General features: G+C 49.1%; 14 protein-coding genes and 1 tRNA gene. 13 read left to right on the top strand and 2 right to left on the bottom strand.

Annotated features, from left to right (window positions below; all coding sequences use genetic code 11):
* Nucleotides 1–89 precede the first annotated feature (89 nt).
* The 4 genes from ACTF5G_RS07300 (at nt 90) to ACTF5G_RS07285 (ending at nt 4,783) form a co-directional block, all read left to right on the top strand.
* Complete coding sequence (locus tag ACTF5G_RS07300) at nt 90–2,054, top strand: bifunctional diguanylate cyclase/phosphodiesterase (RefSeq protein WP_438952165.1); 1,965 nt, start codon at nt 90–92, stop codon at nt 2,052–2,054.
* 70 nt (nt 2,055–2,124) lie between these two features.
* Entirely contained in the window at nt 2,125–3,639 is a 1,515-nt protein-coding gene (gene gltX / locus ACTF5G_RS07295) for a glutamate--tRNA ligase (protein ID WP_438952164.1), read from the top strand.
* Between the two features lie 40 nt (nt 3,640–3,679).
* Nucleotides 3,680–3,755, top strand: a tRNA-Ala gene (locus tag ACTF5G_RS07290).
* 515 nt (nt 3,756–4,270) lie between these two features.
* Nucleotides 4,271–4,783, top strand: a complete 513-nt coding sequence (locus ACTF5G_RS07285) for a redoxin family protein (protein WP_438952163.1) — start codon at nt 4,271–4,273, stop codon at nt 4,781–4,783.
* A gap of 721 nt (nt 4,784–5,504) precedes the next feature.
* Here ACTF5G_RS07285 and ACTF5G_RS07280 read toward each other — a convergent pair.
* Nucleotides 5,505–5,939: a hypothetical protein gene (locus ACTF5G_RS07280; RefSeq protein ID WP_438952162.1), complete on the bottom strand. Its 435-nt coding sequence runs from the start codon at nt 5,937–5,939 to the stop codon at nt 5,505–5,507.
* A 235-nt stretch (nt 5,940–6,174) separates the two neighbouring features.
* A complete protein-coding gene (locus ACTF5G_RS07275) occupies nt 6,175–7,452 on the bottom strand; it encodes a citrate synthase (RefSeq protein WP_438952161.1) in 1,278 nt (425 codons plus the stop codon).
* Between the two features lie 310 nt (nt 7,453–7,762).
* Between ACTF5G_RS07275 and sdhC the strand changes: the two genes are divergently transcribed.
* The 9 genes from sdhC to sucD all read left to right on the top strand — a co-directional run bounded on the left by sdhC (nt 7,763) and on the right by sucD (nt 18,778).
* Entirely contained in the window at nt 7,763–8,140 is a 378-nt protein-coding gene (sdhC, locus tag ACTF5G_RS07270; protein ID WP_438952160.1) for a succinate dehydrogenase, cytochrome b556 subunit, read from the top strand.
* Complete coding sequence (gene sdhD, locus ACTF5G_RS07265) at nt 8,131–8,505, top strand: succinate dehydrogenase, hydrophobic membrane anchor protein (protein WP_438952159.1); 375 nt, start codon at nt 8,131–8,133, stop codon at nt 8,503–8,505. The genes sdhC and sdhD overlap by 10 nt, the downstream gene beginning before the upstream one ends.
* A gap of 4 nt (nt 8,506–8,509) precedes the next feature.
* Nucleotides 8,510–10,282 (top strand): succinate dehydrogenase flavoprotein subunit, encoded by a 1,773-nt coding sequence (sdhA, locus tag ACTF5G_RS07260; protein WP_438952158.1) that lies wholly within the window; start codon nt 8,510–8,512, stop codon nt 10,280–10,282.
* Between the two features lie 14 nt (nt 10,283–10,296).
* The gene (locus ACTF5G_RS07255) at nt 10,297–11,001 is read left to right on the top strand and encodes a succinate dehydrogenase iron-sulfur subunit (RefSeq protein WP_438952157.1); all 705 of its coding nucleotides are present in this window, start codon (nt 10,297–10,299) and stop codon (nt 10,999–11,001) included.
* A gap of 86 nt (nt 11,002–11,087) precedes the next feature.
* Nucleotides 11,088–13,919, top strand: a complete 2,832-nt coding sequence (locus tag ACTF5G_RS07250; protein WP_438952156.1) for a 2-oxoglutarate dehydrogenase E1 component — start codon at nt 11,088–11,090, stop codon at nt 13,917–13,919.
* Between the two features lie 38 nt (nt 13,920–13,957).
* Nucleotides 13,958–15,181, top strand: coding sequence for a 2-oxoglutarate dehydrogenase complex dihydrolipoyllysine-residue succinyltransferase (odhB, locus tag ACTF5G_RS07245; protein ID WP_438952155.1), 1,224 nt, complete (start codon nt 13,958–13,960; stop codon nt 15,179–15,181).
* 32 nt (nt 15,182–15,213) lie between these two features.
* Nucleotides 15,214–16,656: a dihydrolipoyl dehydrogenase gene (gene lpdA / locus ACTF5G_RS07240; protein WP_438952168.1), complete on the top strand. Its 1,443-nt coding sequence runs from the start codon at nt 15,214–15,216 to the stop codon at nt 16,654–16,656.
* 80 nt (nt 16,657–16,736) lie between these two features.
* The gene (gene sucC / locus ACTF5G_RS07235) at nt 16,737–17,906 is read left to right on the top strand and encodes an ADP-forming succinate--CoA ligase subunit beta (RefSeq protein WP_438952154.1); all 1,170 of its coding nucleotides are present in this window, start codon (nt 16,737–16,739) and stop codon (nt 17,904–17,906) included.
* On the top strand, nt 17,906–18,778 hold the full coding sequence (gene sucD / locus ACTF5G_RS07230) for a succinate--CoA ligase subunit alpha (protein ID WP_438952153.1): 873 nt from the start codon (nt 17,906–17,908) through the stop codon (nt 18,776–18,778). Before sucC ends, sucD begins: the two co-directional genes overlap by 1 nt.
* Nucleotides 18,779–18,783 lie beyond the last annotated feature (5 nt).

The following is an 18,783-nucleotide window of genomic DNA, read 5'->3' as shown; positions in this document are numbered from 1 at the left end:
GCGATGCGTCACAGCGTGACCCAGTGCTCAATTGGCAAGTGAGCCAGTTTGGATTAGACTCGGTCAATTGAATCTATAAGGAAAATTGCGTGACACTGTTCCGTCAGCTGATTATCGCTATTGTTTTATTATTTGTCTGCCTCTATGCAGGCAATACGCTAGTCAGTCTATACAACAATCAACAATTGGTTGCCGAACAAATGCATGTCCACGCACAGGACACTGCCACTTCGCTCGCCCTTTCCATGACCCAGGCAGCTCATGACAAAGACATTGCCACCATGGATACCATGTTTAATGCGGTATCGGACAGCGGTTATTTCCAGCGAATTTATTTTTCCGATCTCGATGGAAACATCCTGATAGACAGGGAGTTTCCGGTTTCTCTACAAGATGTGCCAGGCTGGTTTGTGTCATTTATCGATTTGCCGAGTAATAAGGGGCTGGCAGAGGTAACCTCCGGCTGGATGCAATTGGGAGAAGTCGTAGTCGTCAGTCATCCCGGACAGGCTTATTTGAAGCTCTGGCGAGTCACAGCGACGCAGTTGGTCTGGTTCGCGGGAATTACATTAGCGGTTTGTTTATTGGCGTATCTTGCTCTTAAATGGTTGCTGGTGCCGCTTGCACGGGTTGAGCAGCAAGCGAATGATATTTTTCACAAGAAGTTTGTTGTCCAGGAATCCGTACCGAAAACCCGCGAACTCGGCCGAGTGGTTCAGGCCATGAACCGGATGGCTCTCCACCTCAAGTCGGTTTTTGAAGATCAGCTTTCGCTCATTGACCGCTTGCAAAAACAGTCATTTCAGGATGCGGCCACTGGCCTGTCCAATCGGAGTGATTTTGACAATCGTTTGCAAAGCTATGTCGGTGATCAGGAAGGCGGTATACATACCGGTGCTCTGGCTATTTTGGCACTGCATGACATTGCATGCGTCAACGAATATGCCGGTAGGGGAGAGGGGAATGCAATCCTCAAGTCTGTTGGGCAGCGTATGCAAAGCGCGGTAGTCGATCATCCAAGGGCAATTGTTGCCAGGCGGCAAGGGCCGGAGTTTTCGCTGTTTATTCCTGATATTACCCCAGGAGAGGGGGATGCCTTAGCAGAAAAAATATTTGCAGCCGTTCAGGATATCACTTGGCTGCACAACGAGAAGTGTCCACTATCTTTGCACATGGGTTTTACCTTTCACACGCATATTACCAGTGGATCTGAAATGCTGGGTGAAGCTGATATTGCACTGCGACAGGCAAAACTTGGTGGCACCAGTCGCTGGATTAAATTTGCGGATGTAAAAAATGGGGATATTCCCGTATTGGGTAAGCCTCTTAATGAGTGGGAAATTTTCCTCAATCAGGCCATTCAAAACCGGGTTGTGGCGCTTCACTATCAGCCTATTGTCAGTATTACGGAAAAAGCACTGTTGGCGCAGGAAGTATATGTGCGGTTTCTCAACGGCAAAGATTTACTGGCTGCCGCTGTGGTGATTCCCATTGCTGAAAGGCTGGGATTGATGCCTGGCCTTGATCGACTGATTCTGGAGTCGCTGCCATCGGCGGAGCGGGAGAAGGAAGCGGCTGCCAAGCTGTGTGTCAATCTATCGATAGTATCAATCAAGACCCCCGGCTTTCTGAGGTGGCTTGATACATTTCTGGCTTCTCAGCGGCGATTGGCGAGCAAGTTGGTGTTTGAGGTCCCGGAATATGCGATGAAAGGAAACGATGCGGCCCTCAGGGCCTTTAGCCAGCTATTGCAAAAGTACGACACATCGCTCGGCATCGATCACTTCGGTCTTGAGTCTGCGGCTTTTGGTTACCTGAGCAGCCTGCCCTTGAATCACCTCAAGGTTCACCGAAGTTTTCTTCACCAACTGGACACTAATCCCGACAACCAGTTTTATATCAAATCGCTTGCGGGGCTCGCGCACAACAGTGGTTTGCAACTCTGGGTTGAAGGTGTCGAGAATGAACAGGAATGGAATCAGCTCGCTGAGTTGGATGCTGATGCAGCGCAGGGTTATTTTTTGGGCCAGCCTGCGTTGAAAACTGTTGGTTAGTCCTGTTCTGCGTATAATTAAACTCTTTTTCTGTTGATCCCCTTTTTTGCTCCAAGCGGAGTTTTATTTGATGTCTGTTCGCACACGTATTGCTCCATCACCCACCGGTGACCCCCATGTTGGCACCGCGTATGTCGCCCTTTTTAATCTCTGTTTCGCTCGCAGCCACGGCGGAGAATTTATCCTCCGCATTGAAGATACAGACCAGGTTCGTAGCACCCCTGAATCCGAGAAAATGATTCTGGATTCCCTGCGTTGGCTGGGCCTCGACTGGTCTGAAGGTCCGGATATTGGTGGGCCTTATGGCCCCTATCGTCAGAGTGAGCGCAAGGATATCTACTGGCAGCATGTCATGGAGCTAGTCCAAAAGGGCCATGCATTTTATTGCTTCGCGACACCTGAAGAACTGGATGAGATGCGCCATGATCAGGTGGCTAGAGGAGAATCCCCAAAATATGATGGCCGTGGTTTGGCGCTGTCTGCTGAAGAGGTCAAAAAACGGCTCGCGGCTGGGGAACCTCATGTTATTCGCATGAAAATCCCGAATGAAGGCAGTTGTGTTTTTCAGGACTTGCTGCGTGGTCAGATCGAGATCCCCTGGCAGCAGGTTGATATGCAGGTATTACTCAAAGCTGACGGCTTGCCCACTTATCACCTTGCCAATGTGGTCGACGATCATCTGATGAAAATCACCCATGTCATTCGTGGCGAGGAATGGATCAATTCGGCACCGAAACACTTTCTGCTGTATCAGTATTTCGGTTGGGAGATCCCTGAGCTCTGTCATATGCCATTGCTGAGAAATCCCGATAAGAGCAAACTCAGCAAGCGAAAAAATCCCACCAGCATCAACTATTACCGGGATATGGGTTACATGCCCGAAGCTGTGGTCAATTATCTCGGGCGTATGGGCTGGTCCATGCCGGACGAGAGTGAAAAGTTCAGCCTGCAGGAGATGCTTGATCAGTTTGACCTGAGTACGGTGCACCTGGGTGGGCCGGTTTTCGACACTGAAAAGCTGGATTGGCTGAATGGCCGATGGATCCGTGAAAATCTGGATGAGCAGGCATTTGCCAATCGTATTGCAGAGTGGGCGATAAATCGTGACAACCTCTCCAAGATGATTCCTCTAATCAAGGAGCGGGTAGAAAAGTTTTCCGATATTGCGCCGTTACTCGGGTTTATGTTTTCGGGCATTCCGAAACTCGAGGCTTCTCACTTCGAGCATAAAAAGCTGGACAATGAAACAGTGCGCAGAATTTTGCAATACAGTTCCTGGCGGCTTGATGCGTTGCGTCACTGGAGCAGGGAGGGTTTGTATGAGGAGCTCAATCAAATTGCTGGAGAGATGGGTTTAAAGTTAAAAGATTTCCTGTCACCGTTGTTTGTTGCCGTCGCAGGTTCTGCTTCGGCTCCACCATTGTTTGATGCTATGGCCATACTAGGGCCCGATATGGTCAGAGCACGCGTCAGGCACGCTCTGGAGATATCTGGCGGTGTATCCAAAAAGCAGCTCAAGGCCTGGGAAAAAGAGTACCATGGCTTATCCACAATTCGTGCTGAACATCCGGAAGAACAAGCTTGACACTCCAGAGGGCTGTGCCTAAAATTGCGCCCTCTTTAAAGGGGCTATAGCTCAGCTGGGAGAGCGCAACACTGGCAGTGTTGAGGTCAGCGGTTCGATCCCGCTTAGCTCCACCAAAAAACCGTTGTAAATCAACGTCATAAAAGGCCTTCTTCCGAGCGGGCCTTTTTCGTTTCCCAATTTAAGTCCATGTGTTAAGCATAAAAGATGACTCCTTTCTGTTCGAATATTGTATCCACGTAAGCGGGCATAGAGGTGAGGAAAAGCTGGGCATTGGGCACTTTTTTATGCGAATTGGTAAGTTGTTTTTTGTTCGTATATCGGAGTGTTGTCAAATCCAATGCACGGTTTATACTCAGCCCATGCTTGTTGTCTATCCAGTCGGCTTAAGAATTGCCAAAAAATAATAGGTTCCTAGCAGTAGGGAAGAGATAACGGGGTCCTGTCATTTTGGATAATGGGGAAATTCGCTCAGTTCTGAAAAGAATCAGAAATACCTCAATCTGTATTTCAGTATCAAGTGGTTTGAAAGGACGCCGAACATTGGATTCGGCGAAGTGCGTATGCGTCATGTATAAATATTTAAGCGCTTTAAAAATCTGGTACTTCACTTCGAAAAAAGGAGGGAATGATGAGCAATAATGTACCAAATGTGATTTTCAAAAATCGTGTCCGTGGTGAAAGTGTTGGCGGGAGAAACCCGTTTCGCTGGGTGGATATTTCAACAGAAGAAATATTCTCGGGTAAAAGTGTCGTTATATTTTCACTGCCGGCTGCATTTACTGAGACGCGCTCTACTGCGCATTTGCCTGGTTATGATGCCAAGTATGATGAGCTGAAGTCACTGGGTATTGATGAAGTCTACTGTTTGAGCATGAGTGCTCCCTTTACCATGCTCCAATGGGCGAAAAATTTAGGCATTAATAATGTAAAAATGTTACCTGATGCACAGGGAGATTTTACTCGCTTGATGGGAATGTTGGTTAAAAAGAAACCTGGTGAAGTCTCATGGCGTTATTCTGCCTATGTGGTTGATGGGGAAATAAAGAAATTATTTACTGAAGCTGGGATGATGGATGATTGCCCAGATGATCCATTTGAGTGCAGTGATGTTGACACAATGATTTCTTATCTAAAGAAATAGAATGTCATTTATTGGAATGTTTGTCGAAAAGGTTTCAGGCGAATGGCCTGACATGACAAGTTTAGTCGACGCCGCAGGATGAATACCTTCCGATAACTCGGAAGTGGCGGAAGGCAAAAGATTATAAAGTGAAAGCAATAAAGCTTTTTAAAAGATGGGATTCAAGGTAAGCAGGTTGTAGAAGAACTGGTACATCCCTTCTGGGCGATGTCACGTAGCCGACACAACACCATGAGTTTGGCCGTGGATGAATGCCATTTATAAACCCCATGACGAAGTTTTAACATTTGCTCCGGCTCGTCGAGGGCGGCAACTAAACAGAACCTTGACCTTGGCTAGGGGAATCAATCTTTCGGGTTTTCCAACGGAGTAGCGCATAGCCGAGCACGGCGCAGCTCAGGGATACAAAAAAGGCTATGCCATAAATCAGGCCCGTTGTCTTGTAAACGGGCCCATACATAAAAAACTCCACCGCCATATAGCAGCATATCTCGAGTAACATTCCCCATACATATTGTGGTGATGCTGTACCGTAGATATAGTCGGCGAGAAGTGATGGAACTGACAGTACGGCGATAACTGACGAGACATTCTCTGCATAGATGGCTGCCCATGTGGCAGGGCCGATTGTTCACAAATAAACAGGTGGATGCTATTGGACGTTAGTCGTGCCCATCGATAGGTGTAAAAAACCGCCCAAGGGGCGGTTTGATCGGCAGGTTTACATATCGACTGCTTCCATACTGACCTCTGTTGCGTCCAATTTCCATACGCCGTTGGTCAGAATCAGGTGGTCGACTTCTTTTTCAATAATCCCTTTGGTATTGAATACATCACTGGCTCTGGTCCAGGCATTTACCTTCGCGGTTTCTCCATCAATTTCCACCGATGTTATGCCGTACTCATGCAGAATCACAGAGGCCATATCCACGATATTTTTCCAGTCGGCCGCATACTCTTTTTTGGTCCGACCATCGATCATTCTTGGTGTCAAAAGGTCATATGCCTGCTCATATTTACGGGCTTTTAATGCGGCGTAGTAGCTGTTTACGACACCTTCAGGGGTATTTTCGTCGGCATATGTAGTTGTCGTGAATAAAAGTGATAGCACTATGCCAATGGGGAGAAGTAACTTACTTACTTGTTTAATGCTCATTTTTAGCCTCCGGATGTCACTTTACAATCAGACTCGATCTTTCAGATCAAGTTCAGACCAGCTTTTATTGGATGTTACTACAGAATAATGGATTTTGCTGCTGGCGTATGAGTCCGCGAATTGGATCGTAAATATAGAATCACTGCAGTAGAGTAAGGTAATTTGGCTAGTAAAGAACCAAGAAAACCACTCAGAGAGTGGTTTTCTTGGACTCAGAGCATTTTGGCAAATCGAATCAGCCGGGGTAGTCGCGTTTCGGGGAGCCTGTGTAGAGCTGCCTTGGACGGCCAATACGGTAAGGGTTGCTGAGCATCTCATTCCAGTGAGATATCCAGCCAACAGTACGACCGGTCGCGAAAATAACCGTAAACATTTCAGTCGGAATGCCAATGGCTTTCATGATAATTCCGGAGTAGAAATCTACATTGGGGTAGAGTTTTTTCTCGACAAAATATTCGTCTTCCAGTGCAATTTGTTCCAGACGCTTGGCGATTTTCAATAATGGATCGTTTTCAATGCCGAGCTCAGTCAGTACTGCGTCACAGGCATCTTTCATGACTTTGGCCCGGGGATCAAAGTTTTTGTAGACCCGGTGACCGAAGCCCATCAGTCGGAAGGGGTCATCCTTGTCCTTGGCGCGAAGTACAAACTTGTCGATATACTTTTCATCACCGATTTGTTCGAGCATTTCCAGAACAGCCTGATTGGCGCCACCGTGCGCAGGGCCCCATAGTGCTGCAATACCTGCGGCTATACAGGAAAAGGGATTGGCGCCGGAAGACCCGGCGAGGCGGACGGTCGAGGTGGAGGCGTTCTGTTCATGGTCGGCATGTAGCAGGAACAATAAGTCCATTGCCTTCGCAACAACGGGGTTAATATTGCTTTCTTCACATGGGGTGCCAAACATCATGTGAAGAAAGTTCTCTGCATAACCCCGCCTGTTGTCGGGGTACATATAAGGCTGACCAATAAAATGTTTGTGACACATGGCTGCAAGGGTTGGCATTTTCGCAATCAACCGATGCGCGGTGATCATGCGATGTTCGGGATCATTAATGTCCATGGAATCGTGATAAAACGATGACATACCACCCACCGAACCGCAGAGCATGGCCATCGGGTGTGCATCGTAACGGAAGCCGGACATGAATTGCTCGATAGAGCGATTTACCATGGTATGCATGCTGATAATCTGCTCAAATTCCTTTTTTTCTGCGGGAGAAGGGAGCTCGCCATTCAGCAATAAATAACAGGTTTCAAGATAATCGGATTTTTGTGCAAGTTGCTCTATAGGATAGCCGCGATGGAGCAACACACCCTTATCGCCGTCAATAAAAGTAATTTTTGATTCACAGGCGGCGGTGGCACCAAAGCCGGGATCAAACGTAAAACAACCTGTTTCAGGCACCTTGGAGATATCGATGACATCTTGGCCGAGAGTACTTTTAAGTATCGGTAGCTCAAGATGAATATCTGTGCCCTCTACAGAAAGATGGACTTTCTTATTGCTCATTGGGTTCTCCTACGAATCAGGGAGCGAGATGCTAGCATCAAGCATGCAAACTATTTCTGAGGCGGAAAACTATAGCCTTCTCGCTGTGTTTGTCAATTTTACTGCAAATACAGCAAGTGAATAACCGTTATCCTCTACTACTATAGTTCTCTTGATGGTACATGGTGGTCTGGTTTAATTGTAATTCTGGCGCAATACTCCTATAATTTTTCCCCGATTTTAGCCCGGTATGCCGGCAACGGTTTTGCCGATTTCTCCTGCGTTATATTTCTGTATTCTGCACAATTCGCGGACTTAAGGTGTGTATATCGTGAACAAGAAAAGACCTGTAAATCTCGATATCGGAACAATACAGCTTCCGATAACTTCTTATGTATCCATTCTGCATCGTGTTTCAGGTGTGGTGCTGTTCGGCGCAGTTGCTGTATTTCTATGGCTGCTGGATACCAGCCTTTCCTCAGAGCAAGGATTTAATGCTATCAGGGAAACAATGAACAGCCCGGTTTGCCAGTTGATTATCTGGGCTGCCTTGGCAGGTCTGGCGTACCACATCGTTGCGGGAGTCCGCCACTTGATTATGGATTTTGGTGTAGGTGAAACCCTTGAAGGAGGGCGCCTGGGGGCAAAAATTGTTCTGATCGTTGCTGTTGTTCTAATTCTGCTCGCGGGGGTCTGGGTATGGGTATGATCACCAATGTTACCAGCTTCAGTCGCAGTGGCCTGTCCGACTGGTTGCTGCAGCGTGTTACTGCTGTGGTTATGGCAGCCTACACCGTATTCATTACCGGCTACCTGCTTTTCAATTCTGGTCTTGAATACAGCCAGTGGCTCGTATTGCACAGCTATTTCGCCATGAAAGTCTTTAACGTCCTGACAGTATTGTCTATCGCTGTTCATGCATGGATCGGTTTGTGGGCCGTCCTGACGGATTACGTCACAGTACGCCTGCTTGGTCCAAAGGCCACAGCGCTGCGTATTTTTCTTCAGTTGGGGATGATTGCAGTCACCTTGATTTATGTCATCTGGGCTCTTGATATCGTATGGGGAATCTGAATCCATGAATAGTATAAGAACCATTTCGTTTGACGGCGTAATTGTCGGTGGTGGCGGCGCCGGTATGCGAGCCGCGCTCCAATTGGCCCAATCCGGCTACAAAACAGCAGTGATTTCCAAGGTTTTCCCGACTCGCTCACACACAGTTTCAGCGCAAGGTGGGATTACTTGTGCGATTGCCAGCGACGATCCCAACGACGACTGGCGTTGGCATATGTACGATACAGTCAAGGGTTCTGATTATATTGGTGATCAGGAAGCCATTGAATATATGTGTTCTGTAGGACCAGAAGCGGTATTTGAACTGGAGCATATGGGTCTTCCCTTTTCCCGCACCGAAGAGGGCCGTATTTATCAACGACCTTTCGGTGGACAGTCGAAAAATTTTGGTGAAGGGGGGCAGGCAGCGAGAACCTGTGCTGCGGCGGACCGTACGGGCCATGCGTTATTACACACGCTCTACCAAAATAATATCAAAAACAATACGGTGTTCTTTAATGAGTGGTTTGCAGTCGACCTCGTGAAAAATGCCGATAATGCCGTTGTCGGCGTTATTGCTATTAATGTTGAAACTGGTGAAACCGTCTACGTGAAGTCTAAGGCAACAGTCCTTGCTACTGGGGGGGCAGGGAGAATTTACGCATCGACTACCAATGCCCATATCAACACGGGTGACGGTGTTGGTATGGCTCTCAGGGCTGGTTTCCCGGTGCAGGATATGGAAATGTGGCAGTTCCACCCCACTGGTATTGCTGGTGCGGGCACATTGGTGACAGAGGGCTGTCGCGGTGAGGGCGGTTACCTGATTAACAAAGATGGGGAGCGCTTTATGGAACGCTATGCCCCTAATGCCAAAGACCTGGCGGGGAGAGATGTGGTTGCCCGCTCTATGGTTCTGGAAATTCTGGAAGGCCGTGGGTGTGGCGAGAAAGGCGATCACGTGATGCTCAAGCTGGATCATCTCGGTGAAGAAATTCTTGAGAGCCGTCTGCCCGGCATTTGCGAGTTATCCAGGACATTTGCTCACGTGGATCCGGTCAAAGAACCAATTCCTGTGGTGCCCACCTGCCACTACATGATGGGTGGTGTTCCCACTAACGTGTCCGGTCAGGCGCTGACTCTTGATGCCAATGGCAATGACCAGGTTATAAATGGTTTGTACGCCTGCGGTGAGGTCGCTTGTGTGTCTGTTCATGGTGCAAACCGCCTTGGTGGTAACTCATTACTGGATTTGGTGGTGTTTGGTCGCTCATCCGGCCTGTTTATTGAGCAGGCACTCCGCGAGGGTGTTGAGCTGAAGGATGCCACTGAGGCAGATATTGAGGCCGCGATGTCCGGCATAAATCGAGTCAATAACTCAAGTGATGGTGAGACTGCTGCAGAGCTTCGGTCCGAGCTGCAAAGTATCATGCAGAACTATTTTGGCGTGTTTCGTCGTGGCGACTATATGCAGGAAGGTATTGAGAAACTGAAGGCTCTTCGCCCCCGGATAGAAAATGTTCGCCTAGATGACAAGAGCAATGCCTTCAATACGGCTCGAATTGAGGCGCTGGAGCTGCAAAATCTTTTAGAAGTTGCAGAAGCTACGGCTATTACTGCTGAAGGCAGAAAAGAAAGCCGTGGTGCCCACGCCCGTGAAGATTTCACTGAACGGGATGATACAAACTGGTTGTGCCATTCGGTCTATTTTCCCGAGACGAAAGAAGTTGGTAAGCGAGGTGTCAATTTTGCACCTAAAACCATGGAAGCCTTCGCGCCCAAGGCGCGCACCTACTGATAAGGGTTTGAACCATGTTGAAAGTTAGTATTTATCGCTACAACCCCGAGACGGATGAAGCGCCGTACATGCAGGATTATGAAGTGGATACTGCTGGCAAGGATGTGATGGTGCTCGATGTGTTGGAGCAGCTTAAAGCGCAGGATTCAACGTTGTCCTACCGTCGCTCATGCCGTGAAGGGGTTTGCGGTTCAGATGGCATGAATATCAATGGTAAGAATGGATTGGCTTGTATCACACCGCTCTCGGCTGCAGTAAAAGGTGGCAAGCTGACACTCCGTCCGCTGCCCGGTCTGCCCGTTATTCGGGATCTAGTCATCGATATGAGCCAGTTTTACGCTCAATATGAAAAGATTCAGCCCTATCTGGTGAACAACCAGCCGGCACCGGCTATCGAGCGCCTTCAGTCTCCTGAAGATCGGGCGAAGTTGGACGGTCTTTACGAGTGTATTCTGTGTGCGTGCTGTTCTACCAGTTGCCCCTCGTTCTGGTGGAACCCGGACAAGTTTATCGGGCCTGCCGGCTTGCTCCAAGCGTACCGTTTTCTGGTGGATAGTCGGGACACAAATACGGAGCAACGACTCGCTGATCTCGATGACCCATTCAGTGTTTTCCGTTGCCACGGAATTCAAAACTGTGTGGCAGTTTGCCCCAAGGGGCTTAACCCTACAAAAGCGATTGGTCATATCAGAAATATGTTACTGAGAAGTGCTACTTAAAGTACATTGCAGTACAATCTGCCAAGGCTTCCTGTGGTGGAGGCCTTGGTAATTTTGTGATCTGACTGACTACAGGAAACATTTCGATGCCTGAAAGCATCATGCAGCAATTTTTGCGCACTTCTCATCTCTCTGGTGGGAATGCTGCATATATCGAAGGTTTGTACGAAACCTATCTACACGACCCCAACGCAGTGCCTGATGAGTGGCGCTCCTTCTTTAGCTCCCTCCCCGGGATTAATGGCCATAACGGGACCGATGTATCCCATGCGACCATTCAGGAGCATTTTGAACTGCTCGGCCGTCGCAGGGCGAGACCTGTGCCAGCACCTGGTTCCGGCGGCGTCAATATCGAACATGAGCGGAAGCAGGTTAAAGTACTTCATCTCATCAGTTCCTATCGTAACCGCGGTCATCAGAAAGCAAGTCTCGACCCGCTGGGTGTTGTGAAACGGGAGACCGTTCCGGACCTTCAGCTGTCTTATCACGGTCTGACGGAAGCCGATCTTGATACCACTTTTCAGTGTGGCACCTTGTTTATCGGTAAACAGGAAGCCACGCTGAAAGAAATTATTTCTGCTCTGGAAGAGACCTACTGTCGCCACGTTGGTGTTGAGCTGATGCATATCACTGATCTGGCTGAAAAGCAGTGGTTTCAACAGCGTCTTGAGAGCGTGCGATCAAAGCCTGTCTATGACAGTGAAACGCGCAAGCACGTATTGCAGCGACTCACTGCGGCGGAAGGGTTGGAGCGACACCTCGACTCCAAATACCCGGGTACCAAGCGGTTTGGTCTGGAAGGTGGTGAATCGCTGATCCCGATGCTTGACGGTCTTATCGAAAGAGCCGGTGAGTACGGTGCCAAGGAAATTGTCCTGGCCATGGCCCACAGGGGACGGCTGAATGTCCTGGTGAATGTGTTGGGCAAAAGCCCGGCAGATCTGTTTGCTGAATTTGAGGGTAAAAGACACGTCGATACATCAGGAGACGTAAAATATCACCAGGGTTTTTCCTCCAACGTGATGACGCCTGGCGGTGAAGTACATTTGGCCCTAGCCTTCAACCCCTCGCATCTGGAGATCGCAGCTCCGGTAGTGGAGGGTTCGGCCAGGGCACGCCAGGACCGCAGGAAAGATCCGGAAGGTAACCAGGTGGTACCCGTTATCGTTCATGGCGATGCGTCTTTTGCTGGTCAGGGTGTGGTGATGGAAACATTCCAGATGTCCCAGACTAGGGGTTACAAAACGGGTGGCAGTATTCATATTGTGATCAACAATCAGGTGGGGTTTACCACCAGCCGCCAGGATGATGCCCGTTCGACAGAGTATTGTACTGATGTGGCAAAAATGGTTCAGGCGCCGATCATTCACGTCAGCGCAGACGATCCCGATGCGGTCATGTTTGCAACCTTCCTGGCTGCAGATTACCGATACCAGTTCAAACGGGATATTGTCATAGACCTGTTCTGTTATCGTCGGAGAGGTCACAACGAAACTGACGAACCTTCATCGACTCAACCTCTGATGTATAAGGTTATCAAGAAACACAAAACAACCAGAGCACTGTATGCCGACAGGCTGGCAAGTGATGGGGTGCTTGGAGAGTCTGCTGCGGAGAGTCTGCTGGCGGATTACCGAAATATTCTCGACAAGGGACATAATGTCGTGAATAAGCTTGTATCAGAGCCCGATGATGCCCTGTTTGTCGACTGGTCTCCCTATCTTGGCCATGAGTGGGTCACTCCAGCAAATACTTCATATCCATTGACCAAGCTAAAAGATCTGGCTGGCAGAATGTGCCAAATACCGGAAGGAATTGTACTGCAGCGCCAGGTGGAAAAAATTCACGATGACCGGCTGAAGATGGCTGCCGGCGCCCTGGAGCTTAACTGGGGAATGGGGGAACTGCTGGCCTATGCGACGCTGTTAGAGGAAGGCTATCCTATTCGGATGACGGGTCAGGACATTGGTCGGGGTACTTTTTCTCACCGTCATGCAGTGCTTTATAATCAGAAAGATGGCGAAACTTACACTCCACTGAAGCATCTTTCGGAGGGGCAGCCTACGTTTGACATTTATGACTCTTTCCTGTCGGAAGAAGCTGTTTTAGCATTTGAATATGGTTATTCCACGACGGCACCATCCGGTCTGGTGATATGGGAGGCACAGTTCGGGGATTTCGCGAATGGTGCTCAGGTTGTGATCGATCAGTTCATCACTAGTGGTGAGCACAAATGGGGTCGGTTGTGTGGTCTGACCATGCTGTTGCCACATGGTTATGAAGGGCAGGGTCCGGAGCACTCATCAGCCAGACTTGAACGTTTTTTGCAGCTTTGTGCCGAACACAATATTCAGGTCTGTATCCCGACAACCCCTGCTCAGGTCTACCATATGCTTCGCCGCCAGGCGATCAGACCAATGCGTCGCCCTTTGGTGGTGATGAGTCCCAAATGGATCCTTCGTCACAAGCTTGCAACGTCCTCACTGGAAGATCTGGCTGAGGGGCATTTTATGCCGGTGATTCCTGAGAAAGAGGTGCTTCCCGCTCATGCACGTCGCTTGATATTGTGTTCCGGCAAGGTCTATTACCATCTGTTGGAAGAACGAATGGAGCGTAAAATTGATGACATTGCCATGGTTCGTATCGAACAGCTTTACCCATTCCCCGATGATGATCTGTTGAAGGTGCTCAGAGAGTATAAAAATTTGGAGGAGGTGATCTGGTGTCAGGAAGAGCCAATCAATCAGGGAGCCTGGTATAGCAGTCAACATCATATACGCAGTGTGCTTGACCAGTACAATGAGGGTTTGGCCCTTCGTTATGTTGGTCGACCTGCTTCTGCAGCACCGGCTGCGGGTTACATGTCGGCCCATCTCGAGGAGCAGGCAAGATTTGTTAATGAAGCGTTGAGCTTTTAGCCGTCAAAACCATCCTTAGACCAAGGAAATGATAAAAAATGAGCATTGAAATTAAGGCGCCTACTTTCCCTGAATCAGTTCAAGAGGGAAATATTGCTACATGGCACAAAAAGCCAGGAGATTCTGTTACTCGCGATGAGTTGTTGGTTGATATCGAAACAGACAAAGTGGTTCTCGAAGTGGTTGCTCCTGCAGATGGAATCCTTGAAGAAGTTTTGAAGGGCGAGGGAGATATTGTTCAGAGCAATGAGGTCATTGCCCGCGTTTTGGCTGGCAACAATCCTGTGAAGCCCGCCGCAGTGGATTCTGCGCCGTCACTGGAAGCAGAATCCGGGGACAGTCCCAAAGATTCGAGCGATGAAAAAATTGCCAGTCCCTCTGCCAGAAAACTTGCTGAAGAAAAGGGTGTTGATTTGCAACTGGTCAGCGGCACTGGTAAGGATGGCAGAATCACTAAAGAAGATATTGTCTCTCTACAGCCAGTTTCGCAAGTTCAGCCAGCGGCGGGCGGCAGTACCCCCTCACCCGCTGTCAGTCTGCCTCCTCTGGCAGGAGGAGACCGGATTGAAAAACGTGTTCCGATGACACGGATGCGGTCGCGTATCGCCGATCGCCTGGTTCAGGTGACTCAAACTACTGCCATGCTCACCACGTTTAATGAAGTGGATATGCACCGAATCATGAATTTACGTAATGAGTTCAAGGATTCGTTCTCGAAAATTCACAGTGGTACCCGGCTTGGCTTTATGGGCTTCTTTGTACGAGCTGCAACTGAAGCGCTGAAGCGTTTTCCCGCAGTGAATGCCTCTATTGATGGCCCGGATATTGTTTATCACGGGTACCAGGATGTCGGCGTCGCTGTATCTACCGATAAGGGCCTGGTTGTACCGGTACTTCGCGATGCCGACACAATGAGTATCGCTGATGTTGAAAGCACAATTGCCGAGTTTGGTGCAAAAGCCCGTGACGGCAAATTGTCTATCGAAGAAATGACGGGGGGTACTTTCACGATTACAAACGGAGGTGTCTTTGGGTCATTGCTGTCAACGCCAATATTGAATCCCCCGCAAACTGCAATTCTCGGAATGCATAAAATCCAGGAGCGTCCAGTAGCCGAAAATGGTCAGGTGGTTATTCGTCCGATGATGTATTTGGCCTTGTCTTACGACCACCGCTTGATCGATGGTAAGGAAGCGGTGCAGTTTCTCGTGGCTATCAAGGAAATGATTGAGAATCCAGCTAAGATTTTACTTGAGATATAGTGCTTAGCTAACTGAATTTAATAGGATTAATGATGCAAGAAAAATATGACGTCATCGTGATTGGAGCTGGTCCAGCCGGTTATGTTGCGGCTATCCGCTGTGCCCAGCTGGGTCTCAAGACTGCTTGTATTGAAAAGTGGCAGAATGCCAAGGGTGAAAGCGTCAATGGGGGCACTTGCCTGAATGTGGGTTGCATTCCCTCAAAAGCATTATTGGATAGCTCCTACAAATATCATGAAGCGAAAAGTGAGTTGTCTGTTCATGGTATCAGTACCAGTAATGTAAAAATTGATGTAAAAGCCATGGTCGAGCGCAAAGCTAAAATTGTTGAGCAGCTTACCGGTGGAATTGCAGGTTTATTGAAAAGTAATGGCGTTACCTCCTTGTTTGGCACAGGTAAGTTGTTATCCGGGAGGGAGGTTGAGTTGACTGATCACAAAGGCGACAAGCGCGTGCTCGCCGCTGATAATGTGATAATTGCAACAGGGTCTCAACCCATCAATATTCCAGTAGCGCCCATCGACGACAAAATTATTCTCGATTCCACAGGCGCTCTGGAGCTGACAACTGTACCAAAACGACTGGGTGTGATAGGTGCAGGGGTGATCGGATTGGAATTGGGCAGCGTCTGGAACCGCCTCGGTAGCAAGGTTGTTCTTCTCGAAGCGATGAGTGACTTCCTGTCCATTATGGACCAACAAATTGCTAAAGAATCATTGAAGATATTTACCAAGCAGGGACTGGATATTCGCCTGGGTTGTCGTGTTACCGGTAGTGAAGTTAAAGCGAAAGAGGTTGTTGTCACCTATCAAAATAGTGCCGGTGAAGAAACTAAAGAAACTTTTGATAAATTGATAGTCTGTGTCGGTCGCAGACCTTTTACTGAAGGTCTTTTGGCCCCTGATTGTGGTGTTAATCTTGACGAGCGCGGTTTTATATTTGTCAATGAAAAGTGTGCTACCAATGCACCTGGAGTCTGGGCTGTGGGCGATGTGGTAAGGGGGCCGATGCTGGCTCACAAAGGCTCTGAAGAAGGGGTTATGGTTGCGGAGCGTATCGCGGGTCAGAAGACCCAGATGAATTACGACATTGTGCCAAATGTTATTTACACCCATCCGGAAATTGCTTCTGTCGGTAAGACCGAAGAACAGCTAAAGCAAGCCGGTGAACCCTACAACATTGGTGTATTCCCCTTTGTTGCCAGTGGCCGCGCTCTGGCGGCCAATGACAGTGAAGGTTTGGTGAAGCTTATCGCTCACGCTGAAACAGACCGTATCCTCGGTTGCCACATCGTCGGCCCCAGCGCAGCAGATCTTGTACAGCAAGTGGCGATAGCCATGGAGTTTGGCTCAAGTGCTGAAGATATCGGTATGACGGTCTTTGCACATCCCACGCTATCAGAGTCGGTCCATGAAGCGGCGCTGGCGGTCAACGGCCACGCCATTCACATTCCGAACCGCAAGAAACGGAAATAGTTTTTGTCTTATAACTCCGCAGCTCTCAACGACCTGCGGAGTTTCCTTATTTATTCTTAAATTATTGAACGGGAATGACTATGAACCTTCACGAATATCAGGCAAAGCAGTTGTTTGCTGAGTATGATCTTCCAGTATCCGAGGGCATTGCAGCGGAAACAGTCAAGGAAGCAGTTGCGGCTGCGGATGTGATTGGTGGTGATCGCTGGGTAGTCAAAGCTCAGGTGCATGCTGGCGGTAGAGGTAAGGCGGGTGGCGTTAAGCTGGTGTCATCCAGAGCAGAAATCGAAGCTTTCGCTCGAGAGTGGTTGGGTAATCGTCTGGTGACTTACCAGACTGACAGCAATGGGCAGCCAGTAAGTCGGATTCTTGTTGAGTCAGTGACGAATATTGCACAAGAGCTCTATCTCGGTGCAGTTATCGACCGCTCTACACGTCGTGTGGTTTTCATGGCATCCACAGAAGGTGGTGTTGAAATCGAGAAGGTGGCTGAAGAAACGCCGGAGAAAATTCTCAAGGCCACAATCGATCCACTGACAGGAGCACAGCCCTATCAAGCTCGCGAATTGGGCTTCAAGCTGGGCCTCAATGCTGAGCAGATCAAGCAATTCACCAGGCTCTTTCTTGGCCTATCCAAATTATTTCATGAATATGATCTTGCATTACTGGAGATTAACCCCCTGGTCATCACCGATGAGGGCAGACTGCATTGCCTCGATGGCAAGATTAATATCGACAGCAATGCCATGTATCGTCAAAAGAAACTTCAGGGTATGCACGACCCATCCCAGGAAGATGCCCGTGAGGCCCACGCCGCCAGATGGGATCTCAATTATGTGGCCCTGGACGGAAACATCGGCTGCATGGTGAATGGTGCAGGCTTGGCCATGGGGACGATGGATATCGTCAAATTGCATGGTGGACAGCCAGCTAACTTCCTGGATGTAGGCGGTGGTGCGACCAAGGAGCGAGTGGTGGAAGCCTTTAAAATCATCCTTTCTGACGACAAGGTCGAAGCCGTTTTGATCAATATTTTTGGCGGTATTGTTCGTTGTGATCTGATTGCCGAGGGCGTTATCGGCGCCGTTGAAGAAGTCGGTGTAAAAGTACCTGTGGTGGTGCGCCTGGAAGGTAATAATGCCGAGCTGGGCTCAAAACTTCTTGCGGACAGTGGTTTAAATATTATTGCGGCTACCAGTCTTACTGATGCGGCCGAGCAGGTGGTAAAAGCTGCGGAGGGTAACCAGTAATGGCTATTTTAATCAACAAATCGACTCGGGTTATCTGTCAGGGCATTACCGGTGGTCAGGGTACTTTCCACTCCGAACAGGCGATTGCCTACGGCACCAACATGGTGGGTGGGGTTACACCGGGCAAGGGCGGCTCGACCCATCTCGGTTTGCCAGTTTTCAATACAGTGGCTGACGCTGTTGCCCAGACGGCGGCTGATGCATCAGTTATCTATGTTCCGGCACCTTTCTGCAAGGATTCCATTCTTGAGGCCGCCAATGCGGGCATTCAACTGATAGTCTGTATCACAGAGGGTATTCCCACTCTTGATATGCTGGATTGCAAAGTTAAGTGTGATGAATTGGGCGTGCGATTGATCGGACCAAACTGTCCCGGAGTGATTACTCCGGGCGAATCCAAAATTGGCATTATGCCGGGCCATATTCACTTGCCGGGCAAGGTGGGCATTGTGTCCCGCTCTGGTACCCTGACCTACGAAGCTGTGAAGCAGACAACGGACTACGGCTTTGGCCAGTCCACCTGTGTAGGTATAGGCGGAGATCCGGTTCCCGGATCGAACTTCATAGATATTCTGGCCCTGTTTGAAGCAGACCCGGCCACTGAGGCGATTGTTATGATTGGTGAGATTGGTGGCACTGCTGAGGAAGAGGCCGCCCTGTACATCAAACACAACGTTACCAAACCGGTTGTATCCTATATTGCCGGTGTAACGGCCCCCGCTGGTAAGCGTATGGGCCATGCGGGCGCTATTATTGCGGGTGGCAAGGGAACAGCAGATGAAAAGTTTGCTGCTCTGGAAGATGCGGGCGTAAGAACAGTCCGGAGCCTGGCTGAAATTGGTAATGGTTTGAAGGCCGTCACTGGCTGGTAAAGCTA

Origin of the sequence: Porticoccus sp., assembly GCF_965660005.1 — a bacterium.
GTDB lineage: Bacteria > Pseudomonadota > Gammaproteobacteria > Pseudomonadales > Porticoccaceae > Porticoccus.
Note: the sequence above shows the minus strand (reverse complement) of the source record. Positions and strands in the feature narration are given on the sequence as shown.

Coding starts and splice junctions, on each gene's coding strand:
- gltX (WP_438952164.1), top strand. CDS start 2,125: ATGTCTGTTCGCACACGTATTGCTCCATCACCCACCGGTGACCCCCAT.
- ACTF5G_RS07285 (WP_438952163.1), top strand. CDS start 4,271: ATGAGCAATAATGTACCAAATGTGATTTTCAAAAATCGTGTCCGTGGT.
- ACTF5G_RS07280 (WP_438952162.1), bottom strand. CDS start 5,939: ATGAGCATTAAACAAGTAAGTAAGTTACTTCTCCCCATTGGCATAGTG.
- ACTF5G_RS07275 (WP_438952161.1), bottom strand. CDS start 7,452: ATGAGCAATAAGAAAGTCCATCTTTCTGTAGAGGGCACAGATATTCAT.
- sdhD (WP_438952159.1), top strand. CDS start 8,131: ATGGGTATGATCACCAATGTTACCAGCTTCAGTCGCAGTGGCCTGTCC.
- sdhA (WP_438952158.1), top strand. CDS start 8,510: ATGAATAGTATAAGAACCATTTCGTTTGACGGCGTAATTGTCGGTGGT.
- ACTF5G_RS07255 (WP_438952157.1), top strand. CDS start 10,297: ATGTTGAAAGTTAGTATTTATCGCTACAACCCCGAGACGGATGAAGCG.
- ACTF5G_RS07250 (WP_438952156.1), top strand. CDS start 11,088: ATGCCTGAAAGCATCATGCAGCAATTTTTGCGCACTTCTCATCTCTCT.
- odhB (WP_438952155.1), top strand. CDS start 13,958: ATGAGCATTGAAATTAAGGCGCCTACTTTCCCTGAATCAGTTCAAGAG.
- lpdA (WP_438952168.1), top strand. CDS start 15,214: ATGCAAGAAAAATATGACGTCATCGTGATTGGAGCTGGTCCAGCCGGT.
- sucC (WP_438952154.1), top strand. CDS start 16,737: ATGAACCTTCACGAATATCAGGCAAAGCAGTTGTTTGCTGAGTATGAT.
- sucD (WP_438952153.1), top strand. CDS start 17,906: ATGGCTATTTTAATCAACAAATCGACTCGGGTTATCTGTCAGGGCATT.